The following is a 26,494-nucleotide window of genomic DNA, read 5'->3' as shown; positions in this document are numbered from 1 at the left end:
TCCTCCCCAAGCTTCGCTTGGGGAGGTGTCGCCGTCTTCGGCGACGGAGGGGTCATGAGCCTCAGGCTCGACCCTCTCCCATGACTCATGACCCCTCCGTCGCGTATGACGCGACACCTCCCCAGCTTCGCTGGGGAGGAGAATATGAGCGATGATCCTTCGTTGGCCACCGAACTATTGACCATGGCGACGCTTCGCGCGCGCGCATAGATTTCCCGCATGACAACCATCAACGCTCTCTCCGAAGTCGCCGCCCTGATGGGCGACCCGGCGCGCGCCGCCATGCTGTCGCTCCTGATGGATGGCCGCGCCCACACCGCATCCGAGCTCGCGCTGACCGCCGGCATCACCGCCCAGACCGCGAGCGGGCACCTGTCGCGCATGATCGCCGGCAACCTGCTCGCCGCCCGCGCACACGGCCGTAACCGCTTCTATCGGCTGGCCTCACCCGAGGTGGCGCACGCCATCGAATCGCTGATGAACGTCGCCGGCCTGCGCGCGCCGCCGGCCTCGGCAAACGCCGCGTGGCGGCGCGATCCCGACCTGCGCTTCTGCCGTACCTGCTACGATCATCTGGCGGGGCAGGTCGGCATCGCCGTGACCGACGCGCTGACGCGGGCGGGCCATATCGAGCCGGAGGGTGCGCGCGACTGGAAGCTGACCGACGGCGGCGACCTGTTCTGCCAGCGCATCGGCGTCGATGTCGACGGCGCCCGCCGCGCCGGCAGCCGTCACTTCGCGCGCCAATGCCTCGACTGGAGCGAGCGGCGGCCGCACATCTCGGGTGCGCTGGGCGCGGCCATTGCCGACACCTTCTTCCGGCGCGGCTGGGCCGAGCGGCTGCGCCGCAGCCGCACTGTGCGGCTCACCGATTCAGGGCGGCGGGCGCTCGGCAGCCAGTTCGGCGCGACGCTCTGACAGGGCGTCGACCAGGCCGAACGACACCTGCAGCGCCGATCCTCGAAACGGCTGATCGCCGGCGACGCGCGACGCCCCGCCGACCGTCCAGCGCGCCGGCCAGTGTAGCCGCTCGGTGCCCCACGGCGACGCGGCCGAGAGCGATGACCAGCGCGGATCGGCGCCGCTGCAACAGATCACGCCGCCGGGGCCCATGCCGGCATGGAGGACAAGCCGCACGTCGAAGGCCGCGTTTGGCGCGAGGGCGGGACCGTGCCAGTAGTACGGGCTGCGCCGCGGCTCGCGTCCGATGACGACGGTCAGACGCTGCTCGAGGCCGCCGAAGCCAATCCACAGCGCCGGCAGGAGGCCGGGCTGGAAAGCCGTTACCAGCGCTTGCGGCGAGCCGTCGCCCGACGGCGCGGTGCGGCCGACAAAACGGAACGCGGCGATCCGGTCCGCAAAAGGACTACCGCTGAACGGCGCTGCCTGCTCGCCAGCCGCCAGCGTCTGCCACTGCTCGACCGCGGGCAGGTGCAGCGGCCACCCCAGCCTCTCCCGTACAATGCCTTCCGTATCGAGTACCTGATAGCGCAGTCCGCTGGCATCGAGCGCCGCCTGCACGCAATGGAGATACTCGACGCCCTCGGGCATGCGATGCGCCGTCCCTGCGCCGGCCGTGCAGATCTGCAGCACGCCGCGATGGACCTGCACGTCGAAGGCCAGGATGTGGCTGCACAGGTAGGCAAGAACGCCATGATCGACCAGCGCATCCCAGAAGTCGGCGGCGTGCTCCGGTCCGATCTCACGCTGATAGGCGCCGGAGAACCCGTTGATCGGATGCACCGGATGATGGCCGACCACCAGCTTGTGCCGGGCATCGGCATGCCGGCCGAGCACGTCGCGCAGCCATGCCGTCTCGACGCGGCCCTCGCCACCGAGACCCGACCACTGCGTATGGACGAAGACCAACAGCAGGTCGCCGCGTCGCACCCAGTAGGAAAGGCCTTCCTGCCCGGGCGGACCGTTGCGCGGCAGGTGGCCCAGCATCTCGCGGAACACAGCCTCGCTCATCGTGTCGTAGGTCGTGTGGTTGCTGGTGCAGTTCCATAGCGGAATCGCGTTGCGGTCGAGCCACGCCATCTCGTGCTCCAGCCAGTACCGCCACTCGGTGCGCAATTCGTCCGGATCGGCGCTGAGGCCGGCAATCTCGTCGCCGAGGAACAGCACGAACTCCGGCGCCGGCTCGAGTCGGCGCACGATGGTGTTGACCGAAGCGAAGGTGCGTTCGTGCGGTGCTCCGGCAATGCCCGAGCACGAATCGCCATAGACGACGAAGCGATGACCCGGGCCCTTGGCGACGAGAACGGCAAGCGGCCGGGCGCGCGAGGTTGCGTCCGGCACCGCGATCAGCCTTGGGTCGGCGATGAAGGCGCGGCCACCACCTTTTCGTCGCGCACCAGGCGCGCCTTGCCGAAGGCCAGCCCATCGCCCGAGGGGATCTTGGCGATTTGCGAGGCGCGCAGGAACCGCTCGTCGCCCACCGTCAGGGAGATGTCGGTGAACAGCAGGGAGCGCGTCTGGCGGACCACCTCGGCCCTGCCCTCGACCCAGTCGCCGACCCGGGCGGGCGCGACGAAGTCGAAGGTCATGCTGACGGTCGGCAGGAACTTGCGCAGGCCGACGAGCGTGCCGCCGCCCATCGTGCCCACGAGATCCGCCACCGTCATCATCATGCCGCCATGCAGGCCGCCGGCCGGGTTGCACATGTGCTGGTGGACGCGAAAGCCCAGCACGAACTCGTCGCGCGTCCCCTTCGGGCCGCGCTTGGCGTAGAGGTTGCCGATATGGCCGTTGAAGGTGGGATCTGGCCGGTCGCGGTCGAAGTCGATGCGCCGGAATCCCTCCGGCGGGTCGTCGAGGGCCTGGCTGTGGTCGGGCAAATCTAACTCCGGGTCTTGAGCGGACGCAGGCGGCTCAGCAGGGCGAAGACGCCGAGGCCCGCCAGCACATCGTGGCGCGGACCATAGAGACGGCCCCGCACCTGCGCCACATGCTCGTCATGGCCGATCACCTCGGCTTCGGCCTGCAGCCAGTCGCCGACGCGACCCGGCCCGAGATAGTCGATCGACAGCCGGGCGGTGACGGCACGCCGCTGCAGGACGTGCATCACGGTCGAGCCCATCGCCGAATCGAGGAACGCCGCCAGCATGCCGCCATGCACGATGCCCAGCGCATTGGCGTGCTGCGGCCCCGGCAGGAAGCCGCGCACCAGCCGCCCCTCCTCGATCCTCTCAAACCATGGCCCGTTGGCGGCGGCGAAGCCGGTCGCTTCGCTGAGCTCGCGAAAGCCGGCGGGTGGTGCGGATTTTCTGTCACGCATCGCGCTTCGGCCGCAGCGCGGCGAATTGCCGGACGATCGTGGCCGGTGCAACAGAAAAGAAAACGTCAGCCATGTCCGCGAATTCTCGACCGCCCCCTCTCTCAGGGCCAGCGGGAAATGACCAGGCCATTCGTATATGGGCGTGCCTTTCACTCTCCTCCCCAGCTTCGCTGGGGAGGTGCCCCGTCATACGGGGCGGAGGGGTCATGAGCACCCACACTGATGCTCATGACCCCTTCGTCGCCGAAGACGGCGACACCTCCCCAGCGATGACGCTGGGGAGGAACATGAGAGAGCGCCCCTATGCGATTCAGGCGAGGTTCGCCAGCAGCGCCAGACCATAGCCGACATAGTAGGTGGCCAGAACCGTGATGATACGGTTCGACCATGACCGAAACTGGATGTCGGACAGCCGCTCGAGCAGCAGCTTGCCGAACGACGTGCCGATCATCGACGCGGCGATGGCCACGGCCAGGAACCACGGCTCGACGGAGCCCGACTGCTCGATCAGCAGCCCGAAATAGACCAGCTTGAGGCCGTGGTTGAACAGCTGGCAGGCGGCCTTGGTGGCGATGATCTCCTTCCGCCCGAGGTTCGACCGCAGGAACAGCGTGTCGAGCAGCGGACCGGTGACGCCGCTGATCAGCATCAGCATCATGCAGACGGCGCTGCCGCCCAGCATCTGGCCGACATCGAGCCGGCGCGGCAGGACGCTTTCAGGGATCGCCCGGACGGCGAACGGCGAGAGACCGAGCAGCAGCAGCGCCACCGCCTTGTCCGGGACATAGAGCCAGATCGACCACAGGCCGACCGAGAGCACGCTGCCCACCAGGTTGGCGAGCGTCAGCTTCCAGACGATGTTCTGCCGCCAAAGCAAGGCGCGCCAGCCGTTGGACGCCATCTGGGTCACCGCATGCAGGACCATGGCCTGGGGCAGCGGCATGACGACCAGCAGCACGCCGACCAGGATCAGGCCGCCGGCCATGCCGAAGACCCCCGACAGCAGGGCCGTACAGACCATGAGAAGGGAAAGGCTGAGAGCAAGTGCGGCAGACATGGCGGCATCCCCCGGAAAGCTGCCCCAACATCGGGCTCGGCTGTCCACACTTCAAATATATGATAAGTGGCTTTACGATATGTCTTGCATATTGATCTTGGACTGTGCGAATCGCGGCGATCATTCCCCTCCCCAGCTCTGCTAGGGAGGTGTCGCCGTCTTACGGCGACGGAGGGGTCATGAGCATCAGCACTGTTGCCCATGACCCCTCCGTCCGCGAAGACGCGGACACCTCCCCAGCAGAGCTGGGGAGGAGAATGAGGGACACGCGATCCGCAAACCCGACGGAACCAAGCCATGGAACTGCGCCACCTCCGCTACTTCGTCGCGGTCGCCCACGAAGGACACATCACGCGGGCGGCCGAGCGGTTGCACATCGCCCAGCCACCGCTGTCGCAGCAGATCAAGGACCTCGAGCGCGAGATCGGCGCAGCGCTGTTCGTCCGCCATCCGCGCGGCGTGGCGCTGACCGACGCCGGCCGCGCCTTCCTCGCCGATGCCGAGGCCGTGCTGGCCTCCGTGGCGCGCGCGGCCGATCACGCACGGCGCGCGGCGCGCGGCGAAAGCGGGCGCATCGCCGTCGGCTTCACCACCTCGGCGCCGTTCCATCCGCTGGTGGCGCGCGCCATCCGCGAGTTCCGCACCAGCCGGCCGAACGTCTCCTTCGTGCTCGAGGAGAGCAGCTCGGGGGATCTCGTGGCCGGCCTGCGCAGCGAGCGCCTGGACGTGGCCTTCATCCGCTCCGGCCTCGCCGATCCGGCGGGCCTTGCCGTCCACGCGCTGCTGCAGGAGGACATGATGGCCGCCCTGCCCGTGCGCCATCGCCTGGCACGCCGTCCGCGCCTCGGCCTCAGGGACCTGGCGGAGGAGACTTTCATCCTCTATCGCCGGCCGGACGGGCGCGGCCTCTACGACGTGATCATCACCGCCTGCGCCGAGGCAGGCTTCAGCCCCCATGTCGGCCAGGACGCTCCGCGCATCGTCTCGACGCTCAATCTGGTCGCCGCCGGGCTCGGCATCACCATCGTCCCGGCTTCGTTGAGCCGCCTGCCGCTCGAGGGCGTGCGCTACCGTCCGCTGGTCGGCAAGCCCGCCCTCGAGGTGCCGCTCAATCTGGCCTGCCGCGCAGACGAGGGCTCGGCGGCGACGCTGGGCTTCGTCGATCTGGTGCGCCGCATGGCGTAAGTCATACTCCTCCTATGAAAATCGGGGCGGGCACCGCCCCGATTTTCTCAGCATCGTGGTGCGCGCCGGCGTGCTGGGGGTCTCCCCAGCGAAGCTGGGGAGGAGAACTGCGGAGCCGCCCCATGCGCCGGATCAAGACGATCGGTCATTCCAATCATCCCATCGAGCATTTCCTCGGCCTGCTCGAGGGCGGCGGCGTCGAAGCCGTGGTCGATGTGCGCTCGGTGCCCTACTCGCGCCGCTTTCCGCAGTTCGGGCGCGAGCGGCTGGCGCAGAGCCTAGCGAGCCGCGGCATCCTCTATCGCTACGAAGGCGGTGCCCTGGGCGGCAAGCCGAGGAGCGGCGAGGATTACGAGGCGCTCGCGGCCGCGCCGGAATTCGCCGAGGCGCTGTCGCGCCTGATCGCCGGCGCGGCGAACACGACGCTCTGCCTGATGTGCGCCGAGAAGGACCCGCTCGACTGCCATCGCACCGTCCTGGTGTCGCGCCGCCTCGCCGAGCGCGGCGTGGCCATCGACCACCTGCTGGCCGACGGCAAACAGACATCGCATGATGCGATCGAGGACGCCCTGCTCGGGCACAGCGGGGACGGTGTTCCCGATCTCTTCACGTCGTCGCAGGAGCGCGCCGTGCGATTGGCGCGCGCCTACACGCATCGCGAGCAGGCCATGAAGCGTGGCCAGAGCCGACGCAAATAAATCATCGCCGTACCATTTCGCAAAAGCTTCATCTCTGGCACTTTTCTTGCTGCGTTCTTCCCTATCAGCAGAGGGGTCCCCGCATGTTCCTCAATCGTCGCAAGCTTCTCGCCTCCACGGCCGCCGGCGCCGTTGCCGGCGCGGCAGGGCCGTTCGTCATTCGCGATCTCCACGCCCAGGACGTGGTCAAGGTGGCTGGCATCCACGACACGTCGGGCGGTCTCGACATCTACGGCAAGCAGATGGTCGCCACGATGGATCTGGCGATCAACGAGATCAACGCGGCGGGCGGCATGCTCGGCCGCAAGATCCAGCTGATCAACTACGATCCGCAATCGAACATCCAGTTCTACACCCAGTACGCCACCGAAGCGGCGACCAAGGAGAAGGTCGCGGTGGTGCATGGCGGCATCACGTCGGCGTCGCGCGAGGCGATCCGGCCGCTGCTCAAGCGCTTCAACACGCTCTACTTCTACAACACGCTCTATGAAGGCGGCGTGTGCGACCGCAACATCTTCTGCACCGGCTCGACGCCGGCGCAGACGGTCGAGAAGCTGGTGCCCTACGTGCAGAAGAAGTGGGGCAAGAAGATCTACACCATCGCCGCCGACTACAATTATGGCCAGATCACCGCCAAGTGGGTGAAGAAATACGCCCAGGACAATGGCGGCGAGGTCGTGCAGACCGACTTCTTCCCGCTCGACGTCACCGATTTCGGCCCGACCATCAAGAAGATCCAGGCGGCCAAGCCGGATCTCATCATGTCGGCGCTGGTCGGCGCAGCGCACATCTCGTTCTACCGGCAATGGGCCGCCGCCGGCATGAACAAGCAGATCCCGCTCGCCTCGACGACGTTCGGCAACGAGATCGTCATCACCACGCCCGAGGAGCACAACGGCTACGTCGTGGCGTTCGGCTATCTCGAAGGCATCGACACGCCGGCCAACAAGAAGTTCGTCGAGATCGTGCACGGCAAGTACGGCATCCCGCACATGACCGAGCTCGCCACCATGACCTATCACGGCGTGCACCTGTGGGCCGACGCCGTCAAGAAGGCGGGCAGCCTCGACCGCATGAAGGTGATCGAGGCGCTGGAGGCCGGCGCCGCCTATGACGGGCCGGCCGGCAAGACGACGATCGATCCCAAGACCCATCATACGGTGCTCGACGTCTATATCGGCGAAGCGAAGGACAAGAAGTTCGTGGTCCTCGAGAAGTTCCTGCAGCAGACCCCGGCCGACACCGCGGCGGTCTGCGATCTCAAGAAGAACCCGAACGAGAGCAAGCAGTACGTGATCGACGTCAAGACGTGAGATTTCGCTCTCCTCCCCTTCGCGTCATCGCGAAGGGGAGGTGTCCGCGTCATCGCGGACGGAGGGGTCATGAGTCTCATGGGTCATGTTTCATCACTCATGACCCCTCCGTCGCCTAGGCATTTTGGCCGCAGAGCGGCCAAAAGCCCTTAGACGGCGACACCTCCCCAGCGAAGCTGGGGAGGAAGGTCAGATTCGCAACGGGTCACTCGCATTGGACTACGTCGTCATCCTCCTGCTGCAGATCGGCAGCGCCATCGCGGGCCTGGTGCTGCTCAGCATCGGGCTGGCGGTGATCTTCGGCATGATGCGGGTGATCAACCTGGCGCATGGCGAGTTCCTGATGCTGGGCGGCTATGCTGCCATCACCGCGCACAACAAGGGCGTCAACCTTTGGGTCGCGATGCTGGTGGTGGCGCCGCTCACCGTCGGTCTGTTCGGCGCGCTGATCGAGCGGCTGGTGATCCGCCATCTCTACGGCCGCCTGATCGACACCATGCTGGCGACCTGGGGGCTGAGCCTCGCCATGATCGGCTTCGTCACCGTGGTGTTCGGCAACACGGTGTCGGGCATCTCGGCGCCGCTCGGCAGCCTGTCGATCGGCGGCTACCGCACCGGCCGCTACGAGATCTTCCTGATCGGCGTGGCGGCGCTGCTGCTGGTCGTGGGCCTGCTGGTGCTGCGCTACACGCGGCTCGGCCTGATCGCCCGCGGCACCATGCAGAACTCGGCCATGGCGGCTGCGCTCGGCACCAACCCGTCAGCCGTCTATGCCGTCACCTTCGCCGTCGGCTCGGCGCTCACCGGGTTGGCCGGCGGGCTGCTGGCGCCGCTGTCGGGCGTCGTGCCGACGATCGGCGCCGCCTACATCGCCAAGGCCTTCATCACCGTGATCAGCGGCGGCGCCGCCATCCTGTCGGGCACGGCGCTCGCCTCGACGCTGCTCGGCGCGATCAACACGCTCACCACCTTCGCCTTCACCTCGGTGCTGGGCGAGGTCGCCCTGCTCGCCGCCGCCGTCGTGCTGCTGCGCCTGCTGCCGCAGGGCATCACCGGCCGCTTCTTCCGGAGAGCGCTGTGAGCCCAGGGCATTCGCATACGGGCGCTCTCGCATTTTCCTCCCCAAGCGTAGCTTGGGGAGGTGTCGCCGTCTTCGGCATCAGGCGCGGCTCGCGAAGCGAACGCGCCGCAGGAGGGGTCATGAGCCTCAGTCTCGCTGCTCATGACCCCTCCGCCCCGTATGACGGGGCACCTCCCCAGCGAAGCTGGGGAGGAGAGTGAGTCGGAGAGGCCCATGAATCGGAGGAGAGCGTGAGTCGCGTTGCACCCCATCTCGGCAACGTCGTCGTGCTGATCGTCGGGCTCGGCGTGCTGTTCGGCCTGCCGGCCCTTGCCGAGACCTACCTGATCATCAATGCGACGATCTTCGCCGCCTTCGCCATCCTCGCCCTCTCGCTGGCGCTGATCTGGGGCTATGCCGGCATCCTGTGCTTCGGCCAGGCCGCGTTCTTCGGCCTCGGCGGCTACACCTATGCCGTGGCGGCGATCAATTTCGGCGAGACCACGGCGGCGGCGGCGCTGGCCATCCTGCTGCCCACCATCTTCGCCGCCCTGCTCGGCTACTTCATGTTCTGGGGCCGCATCAGCGACGTCTATCTCGGCGTGATCACGCTCACCGTGTCGTTGATCCTCTACCGCTTCGTCAACCAGACGGCAGGCGAGCAGTGGAACATCGGCGATGCGCCGCTCGGCGGCTTCAACGGCATTCCCGCGACGCCCATCCTCAACTGGCCGGGCCGGCCGGGCGATCAACTGGCGCCGGAGAACATCTTCAGCCTGACGGTCGCCCTGCTGCTAATCGCCTACTTCGCCTGCAAGATCCTGCTCGCCACGCGCTTCGGCCGCATCATCGTGGCGATCCGAGAGAACGAGACGCGGGCCGAGCTGCTGGGCTACGACGTGCGCCTCTACAAGCTCGCCGTCTTCATGATCGGCGGCGCGCTCGCCGCCCTGTCGGGCCTGCTGTTTGCCAACTCGGTGTTCGTCAGCCCGACCATGTTCAGCCTGCCGGTCAGCGGGCAGATCATCATCTGGGTGATCATCGGCGGGCTCGGCACGCTGATCGGGCCGCTGATCGGCTGCATCCTGATGCAGGTCCTGACCAACCAGCTCGGCACCTTGAACCAGGTGAAGGGCTTCGCCTGGGTCGATCCCAACCTGGTGCTGGGCGTCCTGCTGGTGATCTTCGTGCTGCTGGTGCCGCGCGGCCTGACCGGGCTCGCCAGCGATGCCTGGCGCCGCCTGGCCGGCCTTGTCCAGCGCCCGCCGCCGTCAGCGCAACCGGCGCAGGAACGGACCTCAAACCCATGAACGAGCCGCTGCTGCAGACACGCGGCCTCACCATGCGCTTCGGCGGCGTGGTCGCCGTCGACCGCGTCGACTTCGCCCTGCAGGAGGCCGAGCTGCGCTGCGTCATCGGTCCCAACGGCGCGGGCAAGAGCACCTTCTTCAAGTGCCTGACCGGCCAGCTGCGGCCGAGCGCCGGTGACGTCCTGTTCCGCGGCGCGCCGATCGCCGGCATCGGCAGCCATGCCATCGCCCGCCTCGGCGTCGGCATCAAGACGCAGGTGCCCAACGTGTTCGATGGCCTGTCGGCGCGCGACAACGTGTGGACGGCGGCGGCGCGGGTGGCGCCCGGCCGCATTGCCGAGCAGCGCACCGACCAGGCGATGGAGCGGGTCGGCATCACGGCCATCGCCGGCCGCACCGTCGGCCAGCTCGCGCACGGCCAGCGCCAGCTGGTCGAGCTCGCCATGGTGATCGCGCCCGAGCCCGACCTGATCCTGCTCGACGAGCCGGCCGCCGGCATGACCGACGAGGAGGTCGACCGCCTGGTCGGCCTGATCGGCGAGCTCAACCGGCGCCACGCCCTGGTCGTGGTCGAGCACGACATGCAGTTCATCCGCCGCATCGCCCGCACCGTCACGGTGTTCCACCAGGGCGCCGTCCTGGTCGAAGGCGACGTTGCGCACATCATGTCCGACGAACGCGTGCGCGACGTCTATCTCGGCAAGCAGGCGGCGTGATGCGGGTGATTTCGGCTCTTCTCCACTCCTCCTCAGCTCCGCTGGGGAGGTGTCGCCGTCATACGGCGACGGAGGGGTCATGGCGCCGCTGGAATGGCGCACGCCCAGCCGTGAGACTCATGACCCCTCCGCCCCGTATGACGGGGCACCTCCCCAGCGAAGCTGGGGAGGAGAAGACATACCCATGACCGCCCTCCTCGAAATCCGCGGGCTGGCCTCGGGCTACCAGAAGATCCCGATCATCCTCGGCGTCAGCCTCGAGGTCGCGGCGGGGGAGTTCGTCGGCATCCTGGGACACAACGGCATGGGCAAGACGACGCTGCTCAGGACCGTGGTCGGGCAGCTGCCGGCGACCGCCGGCACGATCCGCTTCGACGGCCAGGGGATCGAGACGCTGCCGTCGCATCGCCGCGCCCGGCTCGGCATCGGCTACGTGCCGCAGGGCCGGCAGATCTTTCCCGGCCTGTCGGTGCTCGACAACATGCGCATGGGGGCGGCCAGCGCCGGGCTGGGCGATGACGTGCTCGACGAGGTGATCGAGGCGCTGCCGCGCCTGAAGCCGATCCTGGCGCGCGCCGGCGGCGTGCTGTCAGGCGGCGAGCAGCAGATCCTGGCCCTCGCCCGCTGCCTGTGCGGCAAGCCCAGGCTGATCCTGCTCGACGAGCCGACGGAGGGCATCCAGCCCTCGATCATCGACGAGATCATCGACATCCTGCAGGGCCTCAAGGGCAAGCGCGGCCTCACCATCGTGCTGGTCGAGCAGAACCTCGAATTCATCCGCCGGCTGTCCGACCGCGTGCTGATCATCCAGAAGGGCCGCATGACCGGCGAGGTTCCGCCCGACCATCTGGGCGACGACGATCTGGTCGCCGAGTTCGTCGGCATGAGTGCGCATTAGCTTTCGTTTCTGAAGGGGAGAAGTCCATGGCAAGCGTCAAACTGCCGACACCATCCGAGCTGTCCAAGGTCGGCGCCGATCTCGGCATGAACCTGTCCGAAGCGGACGTCGCGTTCTTTCTCGAGACGATGGGCGGCAACGTCGCTGCCTACAATCTGCTCGAATCGCTGCCCGACAACCTGCCGGTGGTGAAGTATCCGCGCACGCCGGGCTATCGGCCCGATGCCGAGGAGAACAAGTACAATCTCTGGTACGTCAAGAGCGAGATCAAAGGCGCGCCCGAGGGCAAGCTCAAGGGCAAGCGCGTGGCGCTCAAGGACAATGTCTGCGTCGCCGGCGTGCCGATGATGAACGGCGCCTCGACGCTCGAAGGCTACGTGCCCGACGTCGACGCCACCGTGGTGACGCGCCTGCTCGATGCCGGCGCCACCGTGGTCGGCAAGGTGCATTGCGAGTATTTCTGCTTCTCCGGCGGCAGCCACACCTCCTCGCCCGGCCCGGTCCACAATCCGCGCAAGTACGGCTACTCGGCCGGTGGCTCGTCGTCGGGCAGCGCCGCAATCATCGTCACCGGCGAGGCCGACCTGGCGATCGGCGGCGACCAGGGCGGCTCGATCCGCATGCCATCGGCCTATTGCGGCATCGTCGGGCTCAAGCCGACGTGGGGCCTGGTGCCCTACACCGGCATCATGCCGATCGAGCTGACGCTCGATCACACCGGGCCGATGACGGCCACCGTTGCCGACAACGCACTGATGCTGGAAGCGATCGCCGGCCCCGACGGACTCGATCCGCGGCAGATGGGCTGCACCGTCGATGCCTACACCAAGTCGCTGGGCGGCAGCGTCGCCGGCCTCAAGATCGGCGTGGTCAGGGAAGGCTTCGGCCATCCGCAATCGGAGAACGTGGTCGACGAGCTGGTGAAGGGAGCGGCCGCGCGGTTCACCAAGCTCGGTGCCACCGTCGAGGAGATCTCGATCCCCTGGCATCTTACCGGCATGGCGGTGTGGTCGGCGATCGCCGTCGAGGGCGCGACCTGGCAGATGATGCTGGGCAACGGCTACGGCTTCAACTGGAAGGGCCTCTACGTCACCAGCCTGGTCGACGCTCATTCGGCGTGGCGCGAACGCGCCGACGAGCTGTCGGACACGCTCAAGACCACGATCCTGTTCGGCAAGTACGCGCTCGACAAGTATCGCGGCCATTACTACGCCAAGGCGCAGAACCTGGCGCGCAAGCTCGGCGCCGCCTACGACACGGCGCTGGCAAAGTACGACCTGCTGCTGATGCCGACCCTGCCGTTGCGCGCCACCAAGCTGCCCGACCCGGCCGGACCGCGCATGGACATCATCAACCGCGCCTTCGAGATGCTGCCCAACACTGCGCCGTTCGACGTCACCGGCCATCCGGCGATCACCCTGCCCTGCGGCATGAGCGAGGGCCTGCCCGCCGGCGTCATGCTGATCGGCAAGCACTGGAACGAGTCCACGATCTACCGCGCCGCCGACGCCTTCGAGAAGAGCCACGACTGGAAGACGGTGACGGCTTAGGCGGAAGGCCTCACCGCCGCTCCTCTTCTCCTCCCCAACGAAGTTGGGGAGGTGTCGCCGTCTTACGGCGACGGAGGGGTCATGAGCCCCAGTCGCGATGCTCATGACCCCTCCGCCCGCGATTACGCGGACACCTCCCCAAGCTTCGCTTGGGGAGGAGAAGAGGAGCGCCACGTCGGCGGAGGTTACTCCGCCTCAAGTGGCGCGCTCCCGGCAAGGCGCCGTCTGGACACGTCTTCTCCCGGCATGCATCCTGCATCGGGATTCCAGCGCCAACAGGGGGAGGCGAAGGGTCATGCTCAAGCGATTGGTCACGGGATTCGTGCTGGCGACCGCGGTCGCCGCGACGGCAGCGGCGCAGGATCTGCCCAAGGCTCAGTTCAAGGTGATCGGGCTCAACAGCCCGACGCCGGTGTCGATCCACGACGAGCTGCCGTTCTGGCGCAAGACCCTGCCCGAGGCGTCGAAGGGGGCGATCAACGCCGACATCACGCCGCTCGACCAGATGGGCATCGACGACAAGACCATGCTGCGCCTGCTGAAGCTCGGCGTCATGGATTTCGGCGCCATGGACATCTCCAAGATGGCGGGCGACGATCCGCGCTTCGAGGCCTGCGATCTCGCCGGCCTGACGCTCGATCCCGACAAGGCGCGCGCCGCCTGCGCCGCCTACCGCGACGTTCTCGACCGGCAGATGCAGAAGAACTGGAACACCAGGCTGCTCGCCTTCGGCGGCAATACCCCCCAGGTGTTCTGGTGCAAGGACGTGATCGGCGGGCTCGATGCCTTCAAGGGCAAGAAGGTGCGGGTGTTCAACAACACCATGCGCGATTTCCTGGGCGGCGTCGGCGCATCGGCGGTCAGCATGGCCTTCGCCGAGGTCGTGCCGGCGCTCAGCGCCGGCGTGGTCGATTGCGGCGTCACCGGCAGCCTGTCGGGCAACACCGCCGGCTGGACCGAGGTCACCAAGTCGATCTACCCGATGTCGCTCGGCTGGAGCATCAACGTGCTGGCGGTCAACCTCGACAGCTGGAAGCGGCTCGATCCCAAGACGCAGGCCTTCCTGCTGGAGCAGCTCAAGGCCTACGAAGACAAGATGTGGCAGACCATCAAGACCACGACCGCCGAGGCCGAGAACTGCAACACCGGCAAGCAGCCCTGCACCATGGGCAAGCTCGCCAAGACCACCATCGTGCCGGTCAAGCCGGAAGAGGCCGAGACGCACAAGAAGCTGGTCGAGGGCGCCGTGCTGGCCGGCTGGGCCAAGCGCTGTGGCGCGGCCTGCGCCAAGGAGTGGAACGACACCGTCGGCAAGGCGCTGGGGCTCAAGGCGCCGACGCCCTAGGCCGGATCGCGACCCACAGATGCTTCGCCTGCAGTCGGTTGCCGAAGGGATCGCGCGCGCGGGCTCGATCGCCGGCGGCGCGCTCCTGCTCATCGCCTCCATCCTGGTCTGCATCGACATCACGCTGCGCTATACGCTCTCGATCACGCTGGGCGGCGCCGACGAGCTGTCGGGCTATGCGCTGGCGATCGGCAGCGCCTGGGGCTTCTCGTCGGCGCTGCTCAGCCGCTCGCATATCCGCATCGACACGGTCTATGTGCGTGTGCGGCCGCGCGTGCGTGCCCTGCTCGATCTGCTGAGCCTCGCCGTCCTCGCCTTCTTCTTCGGGCTGGTGAGCTGGTACGCCTGGGGCGTGGTCAAGCAATCCTGGGACTCGAATTCGCACTCGTTGTCGGAGATCGAGGCGCCCCTGGTCGTGCCGCAGGCCCTGTGGTTCGCCGGCCTGGTGTTCTTCGTGGCGCTGACGCTGTTCCTGCTGCTGCGCGGGCTGATCGCCTTGTTCACCGGCGACCTCTCCACGCTGTTCCGGCTGATCGGCTCGAAATCGGCGGTGGACGAGGCCCAGGAGGAGGTCGTCAACGTCGAACGGGCCTTCGAGCAGGAGCGCAAGGAATGACGGCCGGTGTTTCGCTCCTGGTGCTGCTGGCGATCCTCGGCAGCTCGATCGCCGTCGCCGCCGGCATGGGTCTGACCGGCGTGGTGCTGCAGCAGCTCTACTCGTCGATGCCCATGCAGCGCATGCTGGGCGAGCTGTCGTGGTCGACCACCAGCAACTTCATCCTGACCGCGATCCCGTTCTACATCATGTTCGGCGAGATCCTGCTGCGCAGCGGCATCGCCGAGCGCATGTACGCCGCCCTGACGCAGTGGCTGTCGTGGCTGCCGGGCGGACTGATGCATTCCAACATCGGCTCGTGCGCCCTGTTCGGCTCGGTCTCCGGCTCGAGCGTCGCCACGGCGGCGACCATCGGCGTCGTGGCGATGGGCGAGATCGACAAGAACGACTACAACGAGCCGCTGTTCCTCGGCACGCTGGCGGCGGGCGGCACGCTCGGCATCCTGATCCCGCCCTCGATCAACATGATCATCTACGGCGTGATGACCGATACGTCGGTGCCCAAGCTCTATCTTGGCGGCTTCATCCCGGGCTTCATCCTGACGGTGCTGTTCAGCCTGACCGTGCTGATCGCCTGCCTGTGGCGCCCGCAATGGGGCGGCCGCAAGGTCGAGACCAACTGGGAGGCGCGCATCCGCCTGCTGCCCGACCTGCTGCCACCCCTGGTGCTGCTGATGATCGTGATCGGCGCGATCTTCTTCGGCGTCGCCACCGCCACCGAATCGGCGGCCGTCGGCATCGTCGGCGCGCTCGTCATCACCGCCTGGCGCGGCCGGCTGTCCTTGCGCATGCTGCGCGACGTCTGCGAGGCCACGGCGCGCACCACGGCGATGGTGGTGGCGATCCTTGTCGGCGCCTTCTTCCTCAACGTCATCATCCAGACGATCGGCCTCACCCAGCAGCTCAGCAGGCTGATCACCGCCTACAACCTCGGCCCGGTCGAGGTGCTGGGCGCCGTCATCGTGCTCTACCTGGTGCTCGGCACCTTCATGGAAGAGCTGTCGATGATGATCTCGACCATCCCCATCACCACGCCGCTGATCGTCCAGGCCGGCTACGACCCGGTGTGGTACGGCGTGCTGATCGTGCTGCTGATCCAGACGGCGATGATCTCGCCGCCGTTCGGCATCAACCTGTTCGTCATCCACGGCATCCGCGGCCGCGGCCGCCTGACCGACGTCGAGAAGGGCTCTGCGCCGTTCGTCATCGCCCTGCTGATGATGATCGCCATGATTTGCATCTGGCCGGACATCGTGATGCTGCTGCCGCGGTGGTTCGGGTGAGTTCCACGTGTCGTCCCGAGAGCCTGTGACTTAATTCAGAGCAGGCGCGCCTCTCATGTCATCCTGAGCGCAGCGAAGGATCTCATCGCCGGAAGTTCCAAACTACGCCGGTACCAAGCGGCGATGAGATCCTTCGCTGCGCTCAGGATGACATGATGCTGATCACGACGTTGCCGGTCTCGTCGCATTCCGCGGTCGCGCCGGGCGGGACGACGCAAGTGGCGTCGTATTCCTCGATGATCAGCGGGCCGGGCCGGCTGGCTGACAGGTCGGCGCGGCCCAGCACCGGGGTGTCCAGCCAGCCGTGCTTGTCGCCGAACCACGCCTTGCGTGCACTCGGCGCGACTGCCGCGGTGCGGCTCGGCGCGGCGCGCTGCAGGGCGCCGCCGTCGTCGCGCAGGCCGGCGCCGACCAGCTGGATGGCCACCAGCTCGACCGGCTCCTCGGGGCCGGCGCGATGGCCGTAGGTGCGCTCGTGCTCCTCGCCGAACGCTTCCTCGAGATGCCCGAGCATCGCCGCGTCGATCGGCCCGTCCGGCACCGCCACCGTGAGCTCGTAGCTCTGGCCCTTGTAGTGCAGCGCGGCCGAGCGGCGCAGCCGCGCCGTCGCCCTGGTGAAGCCTTCGGCGGCGAGCTGCCCGCTTGCCTGGCGCGCCATCTCCTGCCACGCCGCATCGATCTCGCCGGCATCGGATTGACGCAGCAGCCGGCGGAAGGTCCTGGCGTAGTGATGCTCGACGTCGGCGTAGAGCAGGCCGAACGAGGAGAACAGGCCGGCCGATGGGGGCACCACCACGCGGTCGATGCCGAGCTCGGCCGCCATGCCTGCGGCGAACAAGGGACCATTGCCGCCGAAGGCGAACAGCGAGAATTCGCGCGGATCGCGGCCCCGCTCGGTCGACACCGCCTTGATGGCGCGGATCATGTTGGAGGCGACGATCAGGTGCGCACCGTAGGCGGCGCGCTCGACCGTCATGCCGAGCGGACCGGCGATCTTGTCGGCGAAGACCCGGCGCGCCTTTTCCGCGTCGAGCTTCAATGCTCCTCCGACCAGGTGCGCCGGGTTGATGTAGCCCAGCAGCACGTTGGCGTCGGTGATGGTGGGCACCGTGCCGCCCAGGCCGTAGCACACCGGCCCGGGCGCCGCGCCGGCGCTCTCCGGCCCGGCCTGCAGGGCGCCGCCGGCATCGATCCAGACGTGCGAGCCGCCGCCCGCGCCCACCTCGGCGAGGTCGATCGCCGGCACCTTCAGCGTATAGCCGGCGCCGGTCAGCAGCCGCGAGCCGATCATGATGCCGGCGCCCACGGCATATTCCTGGGCGCGCGCCACCTCGCCATCCTCGACCATCGAGGCCTTGGCCGTCGTGCCGCCCATGTCGAAGGTGATGATCTTGCCGAGGTCCTTGGCGCGGGCCAGCGCCTGGGCGCCGACCACGCCGCCGGCCGGCCCCGATTCGATGATGTTCATTGGCCGCTCGGCCGCCGCCGTGTCGGTGGTCAGCCCGCCGTTCGACTGCATCAGCAGCAGCCGCGCCGGGATGCCGGCGGCGTCGAGCCCCTTGCGCAGCGCCCGCAGGTACGTCGCCACGATCGGCATGACGTAGGCGTTGATCACCGTGGTCGAGGTGCGCTCGTATTCCTTGATCTCGGGCAGCACCTCGAACGACAGACTGTGCGGCAGATGCGGCGCCTTGCGCTGGATGATGCGCTTCAGCGTCGCCTCGTGCGCCGGATTGGCGAACGAGTTCAGCAGGCAGACGGCGATCGCCTCGACCTTCTCGCCCAGCAGCGCGTCGACGGCGCGCTCGGCGTCGGCCGGATCGAGGGCGCGATCGACGTGGCCCCGGTGATCGATCCTCTCGTCGACGACCTTGCGCAGGTAGCGCTCGACCAGCGGCGGGGGCTTGGTCCAGCCGAGATCGTAGAGCTTGGGCATGCGCAAGGTGCGGATCTCCAGCACGTCGCGAAAGCCCTTGGTGGTGATCAGCCCGACCCGCGCGCCCTTGTGCTCGAGGATGGCGTTGGAGGCGACGGTCGTGCCGTGGCGAATCTCCTCGATCGCCGTGCCGCCGAGGCCCGCCTCGGCGAACACCTCGCCCAGCCCGTCGACGATCGCCTGGGCGTAGTTGCCGACGCTCGACGAGATCTTCTTGGTGTGCACGGTGCCGTCGGAGCCGAGCAGCACGATATCCGTGAAGGTGCCGCCGATATCGACACCGGCGCGATACGTGACGGGCATCGGGGCTACTCCGCGGCGCGCCGCAGAGCGGTCTCGGGATCGTCGCGTTGGACTTTCGGCACGTCGCGCCAGCCCCGCGCACGGCGGATTTCCTCGCGTCGCCGTGCCGTCGCCTTGGCGTCGACCGTCCAGGCGGCGAGATCGATCACCACGCCGTAATCGGCCTGCGCCTTGGCCGACGACAGCAGCTCGTTGCGCACGTCACGCAGCACGGCGGCCGGGTCGCGCTCCAGCGGATCGCCCCAGCCACCGGCGCCGGCCAGGATGTGGCGGAACACCGCGCCCTTCGTGATCGTCATGGTGAGCTTGGACGGCAGCATGCGGTTCTCGCCGTCGGGATCGAGGCGGTTCTCCGACGGCGCGCCGGGGCTGCCGCCGTAGAGGCCGAACGGCCGATGGTCGCGCCGGTCGGAGCGGACCTGCAGCATGCCCTCGCCTTCCAGGAAGCGGTAATCGCGCAGGAACGGCACGCCGCCCCTGTACTTGCCGGCGCCGGCGCGGTCGGCGACGAACTCGTAGGCGGTGAGCTGGATCGGCTGCTCGGCCTCGGTGACCTCGATCGAATGCGAGGCCATGTTGGCGAACATGTGCGAGTTGCCGTCGAGCCCGTCCGCCCACGGCCGGGCACCCCAGGCGCCGCAGGTGAAGTCAACATAGACGAACGGCTTGCGCGCCGCGTCGTAGCCGCCGATCGAGATGCCGGTGTTGCCGCCATCGCCCGCCGCCTTGACCTTGTCGGGCAGCATCATGGCGAGCGCGCCGAACATGCAATCGACCATGCGGAAGCCGGTGAGGCCGCGCGCCGCGCAGGCCGCCGGCAGCACGCCGTTGCCGACCGTGCCGGGCGGACAGATCACCTCGATGGCGCGGAACACGCCCTCGTTGTTGGGGATGCCGGGCGGCAGCACCGAACGCACGCCGCAATAGGAGGCCGCCTTGGTGAAGGACAGCGTATTGTTGATCGCGCCCTTGACCTGCGGGTTGGTGCCGGTCCAGTCGATCACCATGTGACCGCCCGACTTGCGGATGGTGACGAACAGCCGGATCGGCTTGCCGTAATCGACGCCGTCGTCGTCGATCCAGTCCTCGAAGCTCCATTCGCCGTCGGGCAGCTCGCCGATCGCCGCGCGGGTCAGCCGCTCGGCATAGTCGATGACCTCCGTGAGGTAGACCTTGGTCTGCTCGGGCCCGTAGCGGCCGACCAGCTCGGCGAACTGCTTCTCGCCGATGTGGCAGGCGGCGAGCTGGGCGCGCAGGTCGCCCATCAGCTGGACCGGCAGGCGGACGTTCTTCTCCAGGAACGTCATGATGGTCTTGTTGAGCTTGCCCGCCTCATAGAGCTTCATCGGCGCGATGCGCAGGCCCTCGGCGTAGATCTCGGTCGAGTCCGAGGCATTGGAGCCGGCGACGCGGCCGCCGACGTCGATGTGATGGCAGACCGTGCAGGCGAAGGCCAGCCGCTCGCCCTCATGGTAGAGCGGCTTCATGACGAAGATGTCGGGCAGGTGCATGCCGCCGTCGAACGGGTCGTTCATGATGAAGACGTCGCCCGGCGCCATGTCGTCCTTGAAGTGGCGCATGATGGCGTCCATGGCCGTCGGCACCGAGCCGAGATGGCCCGGCAGGGTCAGGCCCTGGGCCGCGAGCTTGCCGTCGGCGTCGGCGAAGCCCGTCGAGTAGTCCATGTTGTCCTTGAGCACGCCCGAGTAGGTGGTGCGGAACACGGTCAGGGCCATCTCGTCGGCAATCGAGAAGATGGCGTTCTTGAACAGCTCGAGCGCGATTGGATCGTGAACGGGCGGATCGTGAGTAGGCGGATCGTGAATGGGGGCCACCGGCAATTTCCTCTTCGGTCGTCATTTCACTGCAAGTGCCGCGCCACTGGCAAGGCTGGCGGCGACCGCGTGGCGAACGGGCGCCAGCGATTCTCCTCCCCAGCAAAGCTGGGGAGGTGTCGGCGTAATCGCCGACGGAGGGGTCAGAGGCCTCCTCACGTGACTCATGACCCCTCCGTCGCGTATGACGCGACACCTCCCCAGCGCAGCTGGGGAGGAGAATGAAGGTGCCGATCGATGAAACGTGCGGTGCTCGCCAGCCTGATCGGGGCAACGCTCGAATGGTACGACTTCATCCTCTACGGCGTCGTCGCGGGCATCGTCTTCAATCGGCTGTTCTTTCCGGCGCAAGACGAGCTCGTCGCCACCCTGCTGGCCTACGCGACCTTCGCCGTCGGCTTCGTGGCGCGCCCGGTGGGCGGGATCGTCTGCGGACATTTCGGCGATCGGATCGGGCGCAAGAGCATGCTGGTGCTCACAATGATGACCATGGGCGTCTCGACCGTCCTGATGGGCCTGCTGCCGACCTACGAGCAGGTCGGCCTGGCCGCACCGCTTCTGCTCCTGGCCCTGCGCGTGCTGCAGGGACTGGCGCTGGGCGGCGAATGGGGTGGCGGCGTGCTGATGGCCTACGAGTACGCGCCAGCGCACCAGCGCGGCCTCTATGCCAGCATTCCCCAGGTCGGACTGGCCATCGGCCTGTGTCTGGCGTCAGGCGTGGTCGGGCTGATGTCGAGCCTGCTGACGGAAGCCCAGTTCCTCGCCTGGGGCTGGCGCGCCGGCTTCATCGTCAGCATCGCTCTCGTCGCGGTCGGTCTTTATGCCCGGCTCGCCGTCGCCGAGACACCGGCCTTCACGCAGGCCAGGGCGAGCGGACCGAAGATCGAGGTCCCTCTTCTCGAACTGCTCAAAAATCATTCCGGGAGCGTCGTGCTCGGCATGGGCGCCCGCTACGTCGAAGGCGTGTTCTTCAACGTCTTCGCGGTGTTCTCCATCGGCTACCTTGCGAACGTTATCGGCATCTCGCGCACAGAAGCCCTGTGGGCCGTGTCGAGTGCTGCGCTCACCATGGTGCTCACGATCCCGCTGTTCGGCGCCCTGTCCGACCGTCTCGGCCGGCCGGCGACCTATGCCGTCGGATCGCTTCTCCTGGCGCTCTGCGTCTTTCCGGCATTCGTGGCTTTCCACACCGGCAACACCGCGGTGATCTATGGCGCCATGATCGTCGCCTTCGGCATCGTGTACGCAATGTGCTACGGCCCCGAAGCGGCGCTGTTCTCGGACCTGTTCTCGACCGGAGTCCGCTACACGGGCGTTTCCTTCGTCTATCAGGTCTCCGGCATCTTCGCGTCGGGCGTCACGCCCCTGGTTGCGACCTGGCTGCTCGAGGTCGGCGGCCACAAGCCCTGGCTGCTCTGCGGTTATGTCGTCTTCGCCGGCCTGGTCAGCATGACATCGGCTCTGCTGATCGGTCGGCGCCAGCATCGCCACGGATCGCCAACCGATCAGGCGGCGGCAACCTCGACGGCGGTATCGTTGTAGCAGGCGCCGGATTCATGTGCAGCCTGGGCGCGGCGCGCGACGGCGCGAGATCGCCGAGCGTCGAGGAGATGCGCCTGGGGGGTTCCTCCGTGGCGTTTGGCTGGGACGTCGCCGCTCCCTTGCTCGCAGTCTAGACTGAGCTGAGTCACTATTCTCCCCCCCAGCTTCGCTGGGGAGGAGAAGTTTGACGCGTCAGCCCAAGGGGAGAGTTACGTGAAAGTAGGATTCATCGGCGTCGGCAACATGGGCGGTCCCATGTGCCGCAACATCGTCAAGCGCAGCAATCATCAGGTGACGGTGTTCGACCTGAACGCCAGCGCGGTGAAGGCGTGCACGGACCTCGGCGCCACGGCAGGTCAATCGATCGCCGATGCGACTTCGGGCGCGGACGTCGTGATGACCTCGCTGCCGATGCCCAAGGACGTCGAAGCGGTCACCCTCGGCGAGAGGGGCATCCTCGCCAGCATCAAGCCCGGCCAGACCTATATCGATCTCAGCACCAATGCCCCGTCGATGGTGAAGAAGATCGGCGCGGCGATGGCGGCCAAGGGCATCGCCATGCTCGATGCGCCGGTGAGCGGCGGCACGACCGGCGCCGAGGCGGCGACCATCGCCATCATGGTGGGCGGCGACAGGAAGGTGTTCGACGACGCCCTGCCGGTGCTGCAGTCGTTCAGCGCCAACGTGATCCACATGGGCGGGCTGGGCACCGGCACGGTGGCCAAGCTGGTCAACAACATGCTGTCTTTCTGCAACATGGCCGCCCTCAGCGAAGGCATGATGCTGGGCACCAGGTATGGGCTCGATCCTGACAAGCTGCTCCACGTCATCGCGAGCTCGAGCGGCAACTCGAACGCGATAAAAAACTTCACCCTGCGCGCCCTGCCAGGGAAATACTCGCCGCCCTCCTTTGCCCTCGACCTCGCCTACAAGGACCTCCACCTCGCCCTCGAGCTCGGCGACGAGCTCGGCATCCCGTTGCCGCAGGGCTCGTCGACCCACACCCTGCAGCGCCTGGCGCGCGGCATGGGCTTCGGCGGCGACGACAGCTCCTCCGTCCTGCGCGTCTACGAAAAGATGCTGAACCACAAGGTCAAGCCGTGACCGACCTGGAGCGTGATCTTCTTGGGTTGAAGCACCAAAGGAAAACCTCACCCTGAGGAACGCCCGTAGGGCGTGTCTCGATGGGTGGGCAGCAGCAATGTTGTCGCCCACCCTTCGAGATGCATCGCTCCGCGATGCTCCTCAGGGTGAGGTTTCCACCTGAAGGAATCACGCTCTAGACCAGCGCGATCGGGCGCACGGGGCAGCCGGTCGCGCCCTTGAATTTCGCCGCCAGCAGGATGAAGCAGAAGCTCGCAACCCGATCGCGGGCAATCTCGTCGAGCGCGAGGTTCTCGATCAGGTGAACCCCCGCCTCGACGAGGACGTGCTGATGCACCGGCATCGCGATGCCGCGGTCCGGGTTGGGCAGCACCTCGACCGCCATGTTGTCGCAGCCGATCGCCACGACGTCGTGCCGGGTCAGCCAGCGGGCGGCGGGCACGTCGATCCCGGGCTCGCCCTGCAGATAGCGCGCGTTGTCGACGCCGAAGAAGCGGCCCCAGCCGGTGCGGATCAGCACGATATCGCCGGCTTCGATCGCCACGCCGGCCGCATCGGCGGCCCGCGCCAGGTCGTCCGGCGCAACGACCCGGCCCGGCTCGAGGAAGCCGCCGCCATCCAATCCGGAGATGTCGAGCAGCACGCCACGACTGATCATCGGCGGCATGTGCTCGATACCGAGACGGTCGAGCCCCCAGTCGGTCACCACGTCGTTGGCGTTCAGCCCGTTGTACAGCTTGCCGCCGATGCTGAAATGGCCGAGCGCGTCGATGTGCGTGCCGACATGCATCGTCATCTCGACACGCTCGACGTTCGAGCCGGCGTCGTTGGTGGCACCGGCGGCGCGGCGGCGCCGGATCGAATCGCGCCAGGATGCCCAGATCGACTGAAGAAACGGCGTCTGGTTCGGCATCAGGAACGGCGCCTTGGGGCTGATCTCGTGGCTGAGATCGTAGAGCGCGCCGGTCTGGATCGAGCGCAGGGCCGAGAGGCGCCGTTCGGGAGTCAGCAAATTCCCGGCACCCAGCTGGTCGTCTCGTCCCCAGCGGGAATGCCCCCAGCTGGAATGGTCGTTCAGGACCTCGTTCATGTCGTCGCTCCGTTGATCGACCGCCGCGTCGCAATCGAGCAAGATGTTCCACGAAACGATGCGAGCAGCCAAGCGGCGCAACTGGCGGGAGACGAGGCATGACGGGCGACGTAAAGCGGCTGGGCGCCGCCGACCTGAAGCGGCAACTGCATGACGGCGGCGAGATCGCGCTGCTCGACGCCCGCGAGGAAGGCGTCTTCCACGCGCGCCATCTGCTGCTGGCCTCCTGCGTACCGCCCGGCCGCCTCGAACTGCTGATCGATGACCTGGTGCCGCGGCGCGGCACCCGGGTCGTGTGGTGCGACGATGGTGACGGGGGCGGCGACGGACCGGCGCTGCGCGCCGCCCGACGCATGAGCGCGCTCGGCTACAGCGACGTCGCGGTGCTGGAGGGCGGCATCGCCGCCTGGAAGGCGGCCGGCTTCCGCCTCTACAGCGGCGTCCACGTGCCGAGCAAGGCGTTCGCCGAGGTCGTCGAGCACGAGGCCGGCACGCCGTGGATTTCCGCGTCGGACCTCAAGGCGCTGCATTGAGTTTTGCCTTTTTCCCAAGAAGACGCAGAAGACGCCGCGCCGAGAGATTGAATACGCCCTGAGACGAGCGAAGGAGGTAGAATGACCAGGAAGATGATTCCTGTTGAAGAATCCCTGGCAAAGTGGCGCAAGGAGCCCAAGTACCGAGCGGCGTATGCCGCGCTGGAGGAAGAGTTCTCGCTGGCCTCGGCGCTGATCGAAGCCCGGTCGCGGGCCGATATGACCCAAGCCCAGGTGGCGCGCGCCATGGGAACGACGCAGGGCGTCATAGCCCGCATGGAAAGCGGACGGGTTGCCCTGACCACCAAAACGCTGCAGCGATTTGCCAAGGCGACGCGCTCCCGGTTGCGCGTCACGTTCGAGCCCGAAGGCCCCGGCCCCTCCAAACATCAGTAGTCGAACAGGCTGTTGCCGGCCGTGAGCGCACGCGCCTCATTGCGAAGGACGATGCATCGCCCGCCCAGCATGGCGGAATGATTATTCGCGCGAGGGATCGTTACCGAGCGGCGCCTTGGGGCCGATCTCGTGGCTGAGATCGTAGAGCGCGCCGGTCTGGATCGAGCGCAGCGCCGAGAGGCGCCGTTCGGGCGTCAATAAATTCCCCGCGCCCAGCTGGTCGTCTCGTCCCCAGCGGGAAGGGTCGTGCAGCACCTCGTTCATGTCGTCACTCCGTTGATCGACCGCCGCGTCGCAATCGAGCAAGATGTTCCACGAAACGATGCGAGCAGCCAAGCGGCGCAACTGGCGGGAGATGAGGCATGACGGGCGACGTAAAGCGGCTGGGGGCCGCCGAGTTGAAGCGGCAACTGCATGACGGCGGCGAGATCGCGCTGCTCGACGCCCGCGAGGAAGGGGTCTTCCACGCGCGCCATCTGCTGCTGGCCTCCTGCGTGCCGCTCGGCCACCTCGAATTGCTGGTCGATGACCTGGTGCCGCGGCGCGGCACCCGGGTCGTGTGGTGCGACGACGGCGACGGGGGCGGCGACGGACCGGCGCTCAGCGCCGCCCGGCGCATGAGCGCGCTCGGCTACAGCGACGTCGCGGTGCTGGAGGGCGGCATTGCCGCCTGGGAGGCGGCCGGATACCGCCTCTATAGCGGCGTTCACGTGCCGAGCAAGGCGTTCGCCGAGGTCGTCGAGCACGAGGCCGGCACGCCGTGGATTTCCGCGTCGGACCTCAAGGCGCTGATCGACCGCGGCGCCGACATCGCGATCTTCGACAGCCGCTCCTACGAGGAGTACCACAACAACAGCATCCCGACCGCGACCAGCGTGCCGGGGGCGGAGCTGGTCTACCGCTTCACCGACATGGTGCCGTCGCCCGACACGACGGTGATCGTCAATTGCGGCGGCCGCACGCGCAGCATCATCGGCGCCCAGGCGCTGCGCAACGCGGGCGTTCGCAACAAGATCATGTCGCTGAAGGACGGCACGATGGCCTGGCACCTCGCCGGGTTCGAGGTCGTGAAGGGCGCGACGCGGCGGCCGGCGGACGTGTCGGAGCGCGGACGGCGCGCGGCTGCGGAGGCGGCGGCGCGGGTCGCCGCACGCTGCGACGTAAGGCGGATCGACAAGGCGACGCTCGCCGCCTGGCAGGGCGAAGCCGGCCGGCGCACCCTCTACCTGCTCGACGTCCGCACGCCCGAGGAATACCGGGCCGGGCATCTCGCCGGCGCGCGCTCGGCGCCGGGCGGGCAGCTCGTGCAGGAAACCGATGCCCACATCGCCACCTGGAACGCCCGAATCGTGCTGGTCGACGACAACGGCGTGCGCGCGACGATGACCGCCTCGTGGCTGAAGCAGATGGGTTTTGACGACGTGGCGGTGCTGGTCGACGACGG

The 26,494-nt window shown here is 67.6% G+C and carries 25 protein-coding genes; 17 read left to right on the top strand and 8 right to left on the bottom strand.

The features are described 5' to 3' along the window. Positions 1-219: 219 nt before the first annotated feature. Positions 220-918, top strand: coding sequence for an ArsR/SmtB family transcription factor (locus ACILR9_RS31580; protein WP_395713960.1), 699 nt, complete (start codon positions 220-222; stop codon positions 916-918). Here the strand turns inward: ACILR9_RS31580 and ACILR9_RS31575 are convergent. The 4 genes from ACILR9_RS31575 to ACILR9_RS31560 form a co-directional block, all read right to left on the bottom strand. Beyond that, a complete protein-coding gene (locus ACILR9_RS31575) occupies positions 874-2,301 on the bottom strand; it encodes a metallophosphoesterase family protein (RefSeq protein WP_395713959.1) in 1,428 nt (475 codons plus the stop codon). The genes ACILR9_RS31580 and ACILR9_RS31575 overlap by 45 nt on opposite strands. A gap of 5 nt (positions 2,302-2,306) precedes the next feature. After that, the gene (locus tag ACILR9_RS31570) at positions 2,307-2,840 is read right to left on the bottom strand and encodes a PaaI family thioesterase (RefSeq protein ID WP_395713958.1); all 534 of its coding nucleotides are present in this window, start codon (positions 2,838-2,840) and stop codon (positions 2,307-2,309) included. A gap of 2 nt (positions 2,841-2,842) precedes the next feature. After that, a complete protein-coding gene (locus ACILR9_RS31565) occupies positions 2,843-3,280 on the bottom strand; it encodes a PaaI family thioesterase (RefSeq protein WP_395713957.1) in 438 nt (145 codons plus the stop codon). A 310-nt stretch (positions 3,281-3,590) separates the two neighbouring features. Next, on the bottom strand, positions 3,591-4,337 hold the full coding sequence (locus ACILR9_RS31560) for a TSUP family transporter (RefSeq protein WP_395713956.1): 747 nt from the start codon (positions 4,335-4,337) through the stop codon (positions 3,591-3,593). Positions 4,338-4,634: 297 nt separating this feature from the next. On the opposite strand from ACILR9_RS31560, the gene ACILR9_RS31555 reads away from it, so the two are divergent. The 11 genes from ACILR9_RS31555 (at position 4,635) to ACILR9_RS31505 (ending at position 16,311) form a co-directional block, all read left to right on the top strand. After that, positions 4,635-5,522, top strand: a complete 888-nt coding sequence (locus ACILR9_RS31555; RefSeq protein WP_395713955.1) for a LysR family transcriptional regulator — start codon at positions 4,635-4,637, stop codon at positions 5,520-5,522. Between the two features lie 122 nt (positions 5,523-5,644). Beyond that, positions 5,645-6,220, top strand: coding sequence for a DUF488 family protein (locus ACILR9_RS31550; protein ID WP_395713954.1), 576 nt, complete (start codon positions 5,645-5,647; stop codon positions 6,218-6,220). Positions 6,221-6,303: 83 nt separating this feature from the next. Then, positions 6,304-7,533, top strand: a complete 1,230-nt coding sequence (locus ACILR9_RS31545; RefSeq protein WP_395713953.1) for a transporter substrate-binding protein — start codon at positions 6,304-6,306, stop codon at positions 7,531-7,533. 214 nt (positions 7,534-7,747) lie between these two features. Then, positions 7,748-8,614, top strand: a complete 867-nt coding sequence (locus tag ACILR9_RS31540; RefSeq protein ID WP_395713952.1) for a branched-chain amino acid ABC transporter permease — start codon at positions 7,748-7,750, stop codon at positions 8,612-8,614. Between the two features lie 230 nt (positions 8,615-8,844). Beyond that, positions 8,845-9,903, top strand: coding sequence for a branched-chain amino acid ABC transporter permease (locus ACILR9_RS31535; RefSeq protein WP_395713951.1), 1,059 nt, complete (start codon positions 8,845-8,847; stop codon positions 9,901-9,903). Next, positions 9,900-10,619 (top strand): ATP-binding cassette domain-containing protein, encoded by a 720-nt coding sequence (locus ACILR9_RS31530; RefSeq protein ID WP_395713950.1) that lies wholly within the window; start codon positions 9,900-9,902, stop codon positions 10,617-10,619. The genes ACILR9_RS31535 and ACILR9_RS31530 overlap by 4 nt, the downstream gene beginning before the upstream one ends. 184 nt (positions 10,620-10,803) lie before the next feature. Continuing rightward, on the top strand, positions 10,804-11,517 hold the full coding sequence (locus ACILR9_RS31525; protein WP_395713949.1) for an ABC transporter ATP-binding protein: 714 nt from the start codon (positions 10,804-10,806) through the stop codon (positions 11,515-11,517). A 26-nt stretch (positions 11,518-11,543) separates the two neighbouring features. After that, positions 11,544-13,067 (top strand): amidase, encoded by a 1,524-nt coding sequence (locus ACILR9_RS31520; protein WP_395713948.1) that lies wholly within the window; start codon positions 11,544-11,546, stop codon positions 13,065-13,067. 295 nt (positions 13,068-13,362) lie between these two features. Continuing rightward, complete coding sequence (locus ACILR9_RS31515; RefSeq protein ID WP_395713947.1) at positions 13,363-14,412, top strand: TRAP transporter substrate-binding protein; 1,050 nt, start codon at positions 13,363-13,365, stop codon at positions 14,410-14,412. Between the two features lie 19 nt (positions 14,413-14,431). Next, positions 14,432-15,028 carry a TRAP transporter small permease subunit gene (locus ACILR9_RS31510; protein ID WP_395713946.1) on the top strand — a complete coding sequence of 199 codons (597 nt, stop codon included), beginning with the start codon at positions 14,432-14,434 and terminating at the stop codon, positions 15,026-15,028. After that, a complete protein-coding gene (locus ACILR9_RS31505; RefSeq protein WP_395713945.1) occupies positions 15,025-16,311 on the top strand; it encodes a TRAP transporter large permease in 1,287 nt (428 codons plus the stop codon). Before ACILR9_RS31510 ends, ACILR9_RS31505 begins: the two co-directional genes overlap by 4 nt. A gap of 142 nt (positions 16,312-16,453) precedes the next feature. Here ACILR9_RS31505 and ACILR9_RS31500 read toward each other — a convergent pair whose 3' ends face one another. Continuing rightward, positions 16,454-18,550 carry a hydantoinase/oxoprolinase family protein gene (locus tag ACILR9_RS31500; RefSeq protein ID WP_395713944.1) on the bottom strand — a complete coding sequence of 699 codons (2,097 nt, stop codon included), beginning with the start codon at positions 18,548-18,550 and terminating at the stop codon, positions 16,454-16,456. Between the two features lie 5 nt (positions 18,551-18,555). Next, positions 18,556-20,385 carry a hydantoinase B/oxoprolinase family protein gene (locus tag ACILR9_RS31495; protein ID WP_395713943.1) on the bottom strand — a complete coding sequence of 610 codons (1,830 nt, stop codon included), beginning with the start codon at positions 20,383-20,385 and terminating at the stop codon, positions 18,556-18,558. Positions 20,386-20,622: 237 nt separating this feature from the next. On the opposite strand from ACILR9_RS31495, the gene ACILR9_RS31490 reads away from it, so the two are divergent. Then, positions 20,623-21,927: an MFS transporter gene (locus ACILR9_RS31490; RefSeq protein ID WP_395713942.1), complete on the top strand. Its 1,305-nt coding sequence runs from the start codon at positions 20,623-20,625 to the stop codon at positions 21,925-21,927. Positions 21,928-22,140: 213 nt separating this feature from the next. Next, complete coding sequence (locus ACILR9_RS31485) at positions 22,141-23,031, top strand: NAD(P)-dependent oxidoreductase (protein ID WP_395713941.1); 891 nt, start codon at positions 22,141-22,143, stop codon at positions 23,029-23,031. A 175-nt stretch (positions 23,032-23,206) separates the two neighbouring features. Here the strand turns inward: ACILR9_RS31485 and ACILR9_RS31480 are convergent, their stop codons facing one another. Next, positions 23,207-24,121, bottom strand: a complete 915-nt coding sequence (locus ACILR9_RS31480; RefSeq protein WP_395713940.1) for a cyclase family protein — start codon at positions 24,119-24,121, stop codon at positions 23,207-23,209. A 98-nt stretch (positions 24,122-24,219) separates the two neighbouring features. Between ACILR9_RS31480 and ACILR9_RS31475 the strand changes: the two genes are divergently transcribed. Both ACILR9_RS31475 and ACILR9_RS31470 read left to right on the top strand, forming a co-directional pair. Beyond that, positions 24,220-24,654 carry a rhodanese-like domain-containing protein gene (locus ACILR9_RS31475; RefSeq protein WP_395713939.1) on the top strand — a complete coding sequence of 145 codons (435 nt, stop codon included), beginning with the start codon at positions 24,220-24,222 and terminating at the stop codon, positions 24,652-24,654. Positions 24,655-24,735: 81 nt separating this feature from the next. Then, positions 24,736-25,050: a helix-turn-helix domain-containing protein gene (locus ACILR9_RS31470; protein ID WP_395713938.1), complete on the top strand. Its 315-nt coding sequence runs from the start codon at positions 24,736-24,738 to the stop codon at positions 25,048-25,050. Between the two features lie 81 nt (positions 25,051-25,131). Here ACILR9_RS31470 and ACILR9_RS31465 read toward each other — a convergent pair whose 3' ends face one another. Continuing rightward, on the bottom strand, positions 25,132-25,314 hold the full coding sequence (locus ACILR9_RS31465; RefSeq protein ID WP_395713937.1) for a hypothetical protein: 183 nt from the start codon (positions 25,312-25,314) through the stop codon (positions 25,132-25,134). A 98-nt stretch (positions 25,315-25,412) separates the two neighbouring features. On the opposite strand from ACILR9_RS31465, the gene ACILR9_RS31460 reads away from it, so the two are divergent. Beyond that, positions 25,413-26,494 (top strand): rhodanese-like domain-containing protein (locus tag ACILR9_RS31460; protein WP_395713936.1); only part of this gene is annotated, 1,082 nt, incomplete at its 3' end.

The sequence above is a fragment of the Reyranella sp. genome, from assembly GCF_044224635.1.
GTDB lineage: Bacteria > Pseudomonadota > Alphaproteobacteria > Reyranellales > Reyranellaceae > Reyranella.
The sequence above is the reverse complement of the archived record's forward strand: the minus strand, read 5'-3'. Positions and strand labels throughout refer to the sequence as shown.

What these genes read in the sequence shown, in the direction of transcription:
- ACILR9_RS31515 (WP_395713947.1), top strand. Translation starts at nt 13,363, where the DNA reads ATGCTCAAGCGATTGGTCACGGGATTCGTGCTGGCGACCGCGGTCGCC.
- ACILR9_RS31475 (WP_395713939.1), top strand. Translation starts at nt 24,220, where the DNA reads ATGACGGGCGACGTAAAGCGGCTGGGCGCCGCCGACCTGAAGCGGCAA.
- ACILR9_RS31490 (WP_395713942.1), top strand. Translation starts at nt 20,623, where the DNA reads ATGAAACGTGCGGTGCTCGCCAGCCTGATCGGGGCAACGCTCGAATGG.
- ACILR9_RS31510 (WP_395713946.1), top strand. Translation starts at nt 14,432, where the DNA reads ATGCTTCGCCTGCAGTCGGTTGCCGAAGGGATCGCGCGCGCGGGCTCG.
- ACILR9_RS31580 (WP_395713960.1), top strand. Translation starts at nt 220, where the DNA reads ATGACAACCATCAACGCTCTCTCCGAAGTCGCCGCCCTGATGGGCGAC.
- ACILR9_RS31550 (WP_395713954.1), top strand. Translation starts at nt 5,645, where the DNA reads ATGCGCCGGATCAAGACGATCGGTCATTCCAATCATCCCATCGAGCAT.
- ACILR9_RS31480 (WP_395713940.1), bottom strand. Translation starts at nt 24,121, where the DNA reads ATGAACGAGGTCCTGAACGACCATTCCAGCTGGGGGCATTCCCGCTGG.
- ACILR9_RS31530 (WP_395713950.1), top strand. Translation starts at nt 9,900, where the DNA reads ATGAACGAGCCGCTGCTGCAGACACGCGGCCTCACCATGCGCTTCGGC.
- ACILR9_RS31565 (WP_395713957.1), bottom strand. Translation starts at nt 3,280, where the DNA reads ATGCGTGACAGAAAATCCGCACCACCCGCCGGCTTTCGCGAGCTCAGC.
- ACILR9_RS31545 (WP_395713953.1), top strand. Translation starts at nt 6,304, where the DNA reads ATGTTCCTCAATCGTCGCAAGCTTCTCGCCTCCACGGCCGCCGGCGCC.
- ACILR9_RS31520 (WP_395713948.1), top strand. Translation starts at nt 11,544, where the DNA reads ATGGCAAGCGTCAAACTGCCGACACCATCCGAGCTGTCCAAGGTCGGC.
- ACILR9_RS31525 (WP_395713949.1), top strand. Translation starts at nt 10,804, where the DNA reads ATGACCGCCCTCCTCGAAATCCGCGGGCTGGCCTCGGGCTACCAGAAG.
- ACILR9_RS31465 (WP_395713937.1), bottom strand. Translation starts at nt 25,314, where the DNA reads ATGAACGAGGTGCTGCACGACCCTTCCCGCTGGGGACGAGACGACCAG.
- ACILR9_RS31555 (WP_395713955.1), top strand. Translation starts at nt 4,635, where the DNA reads ATGGAACTGCGCCACCTCCGCTACTTCGTCGCGGTCGCCCACGAAGGA.
- ACILR9_RS31500 (WP_395713944.1), bottom strand. Translation starts at nt 18,550, where the DNA reads ATGCCCGTCACGTATCGCGCCGGTGTCGATATCGGCGGCACCTTCACG.
- ACILR9_RS31470 (WP_395713938.1), top strand. Translation starts at nt 24,736, where the DNA reads ATGACCAGGAAGATGATTCCTGTTGAAGAATCCCTGGCAAAGTGGCGC.
- ACILR9_RS31505 (WP_395713945.1), top strand. Translation starts at nt 15,025, where the DNA reads ATGACGGCCGGTGTTTCGCTCCTGGTGCTGCTGGCGATCCTCGGCAGC.
- ACILR9_RS31560 (WP_395713956.1), bottom strand. Translation starts at nt 4,337, where the DNA reads ATGTCTGCCGCACTTGCTCTCAGCCTTTCCCTTCTCATGGTCTGTACG.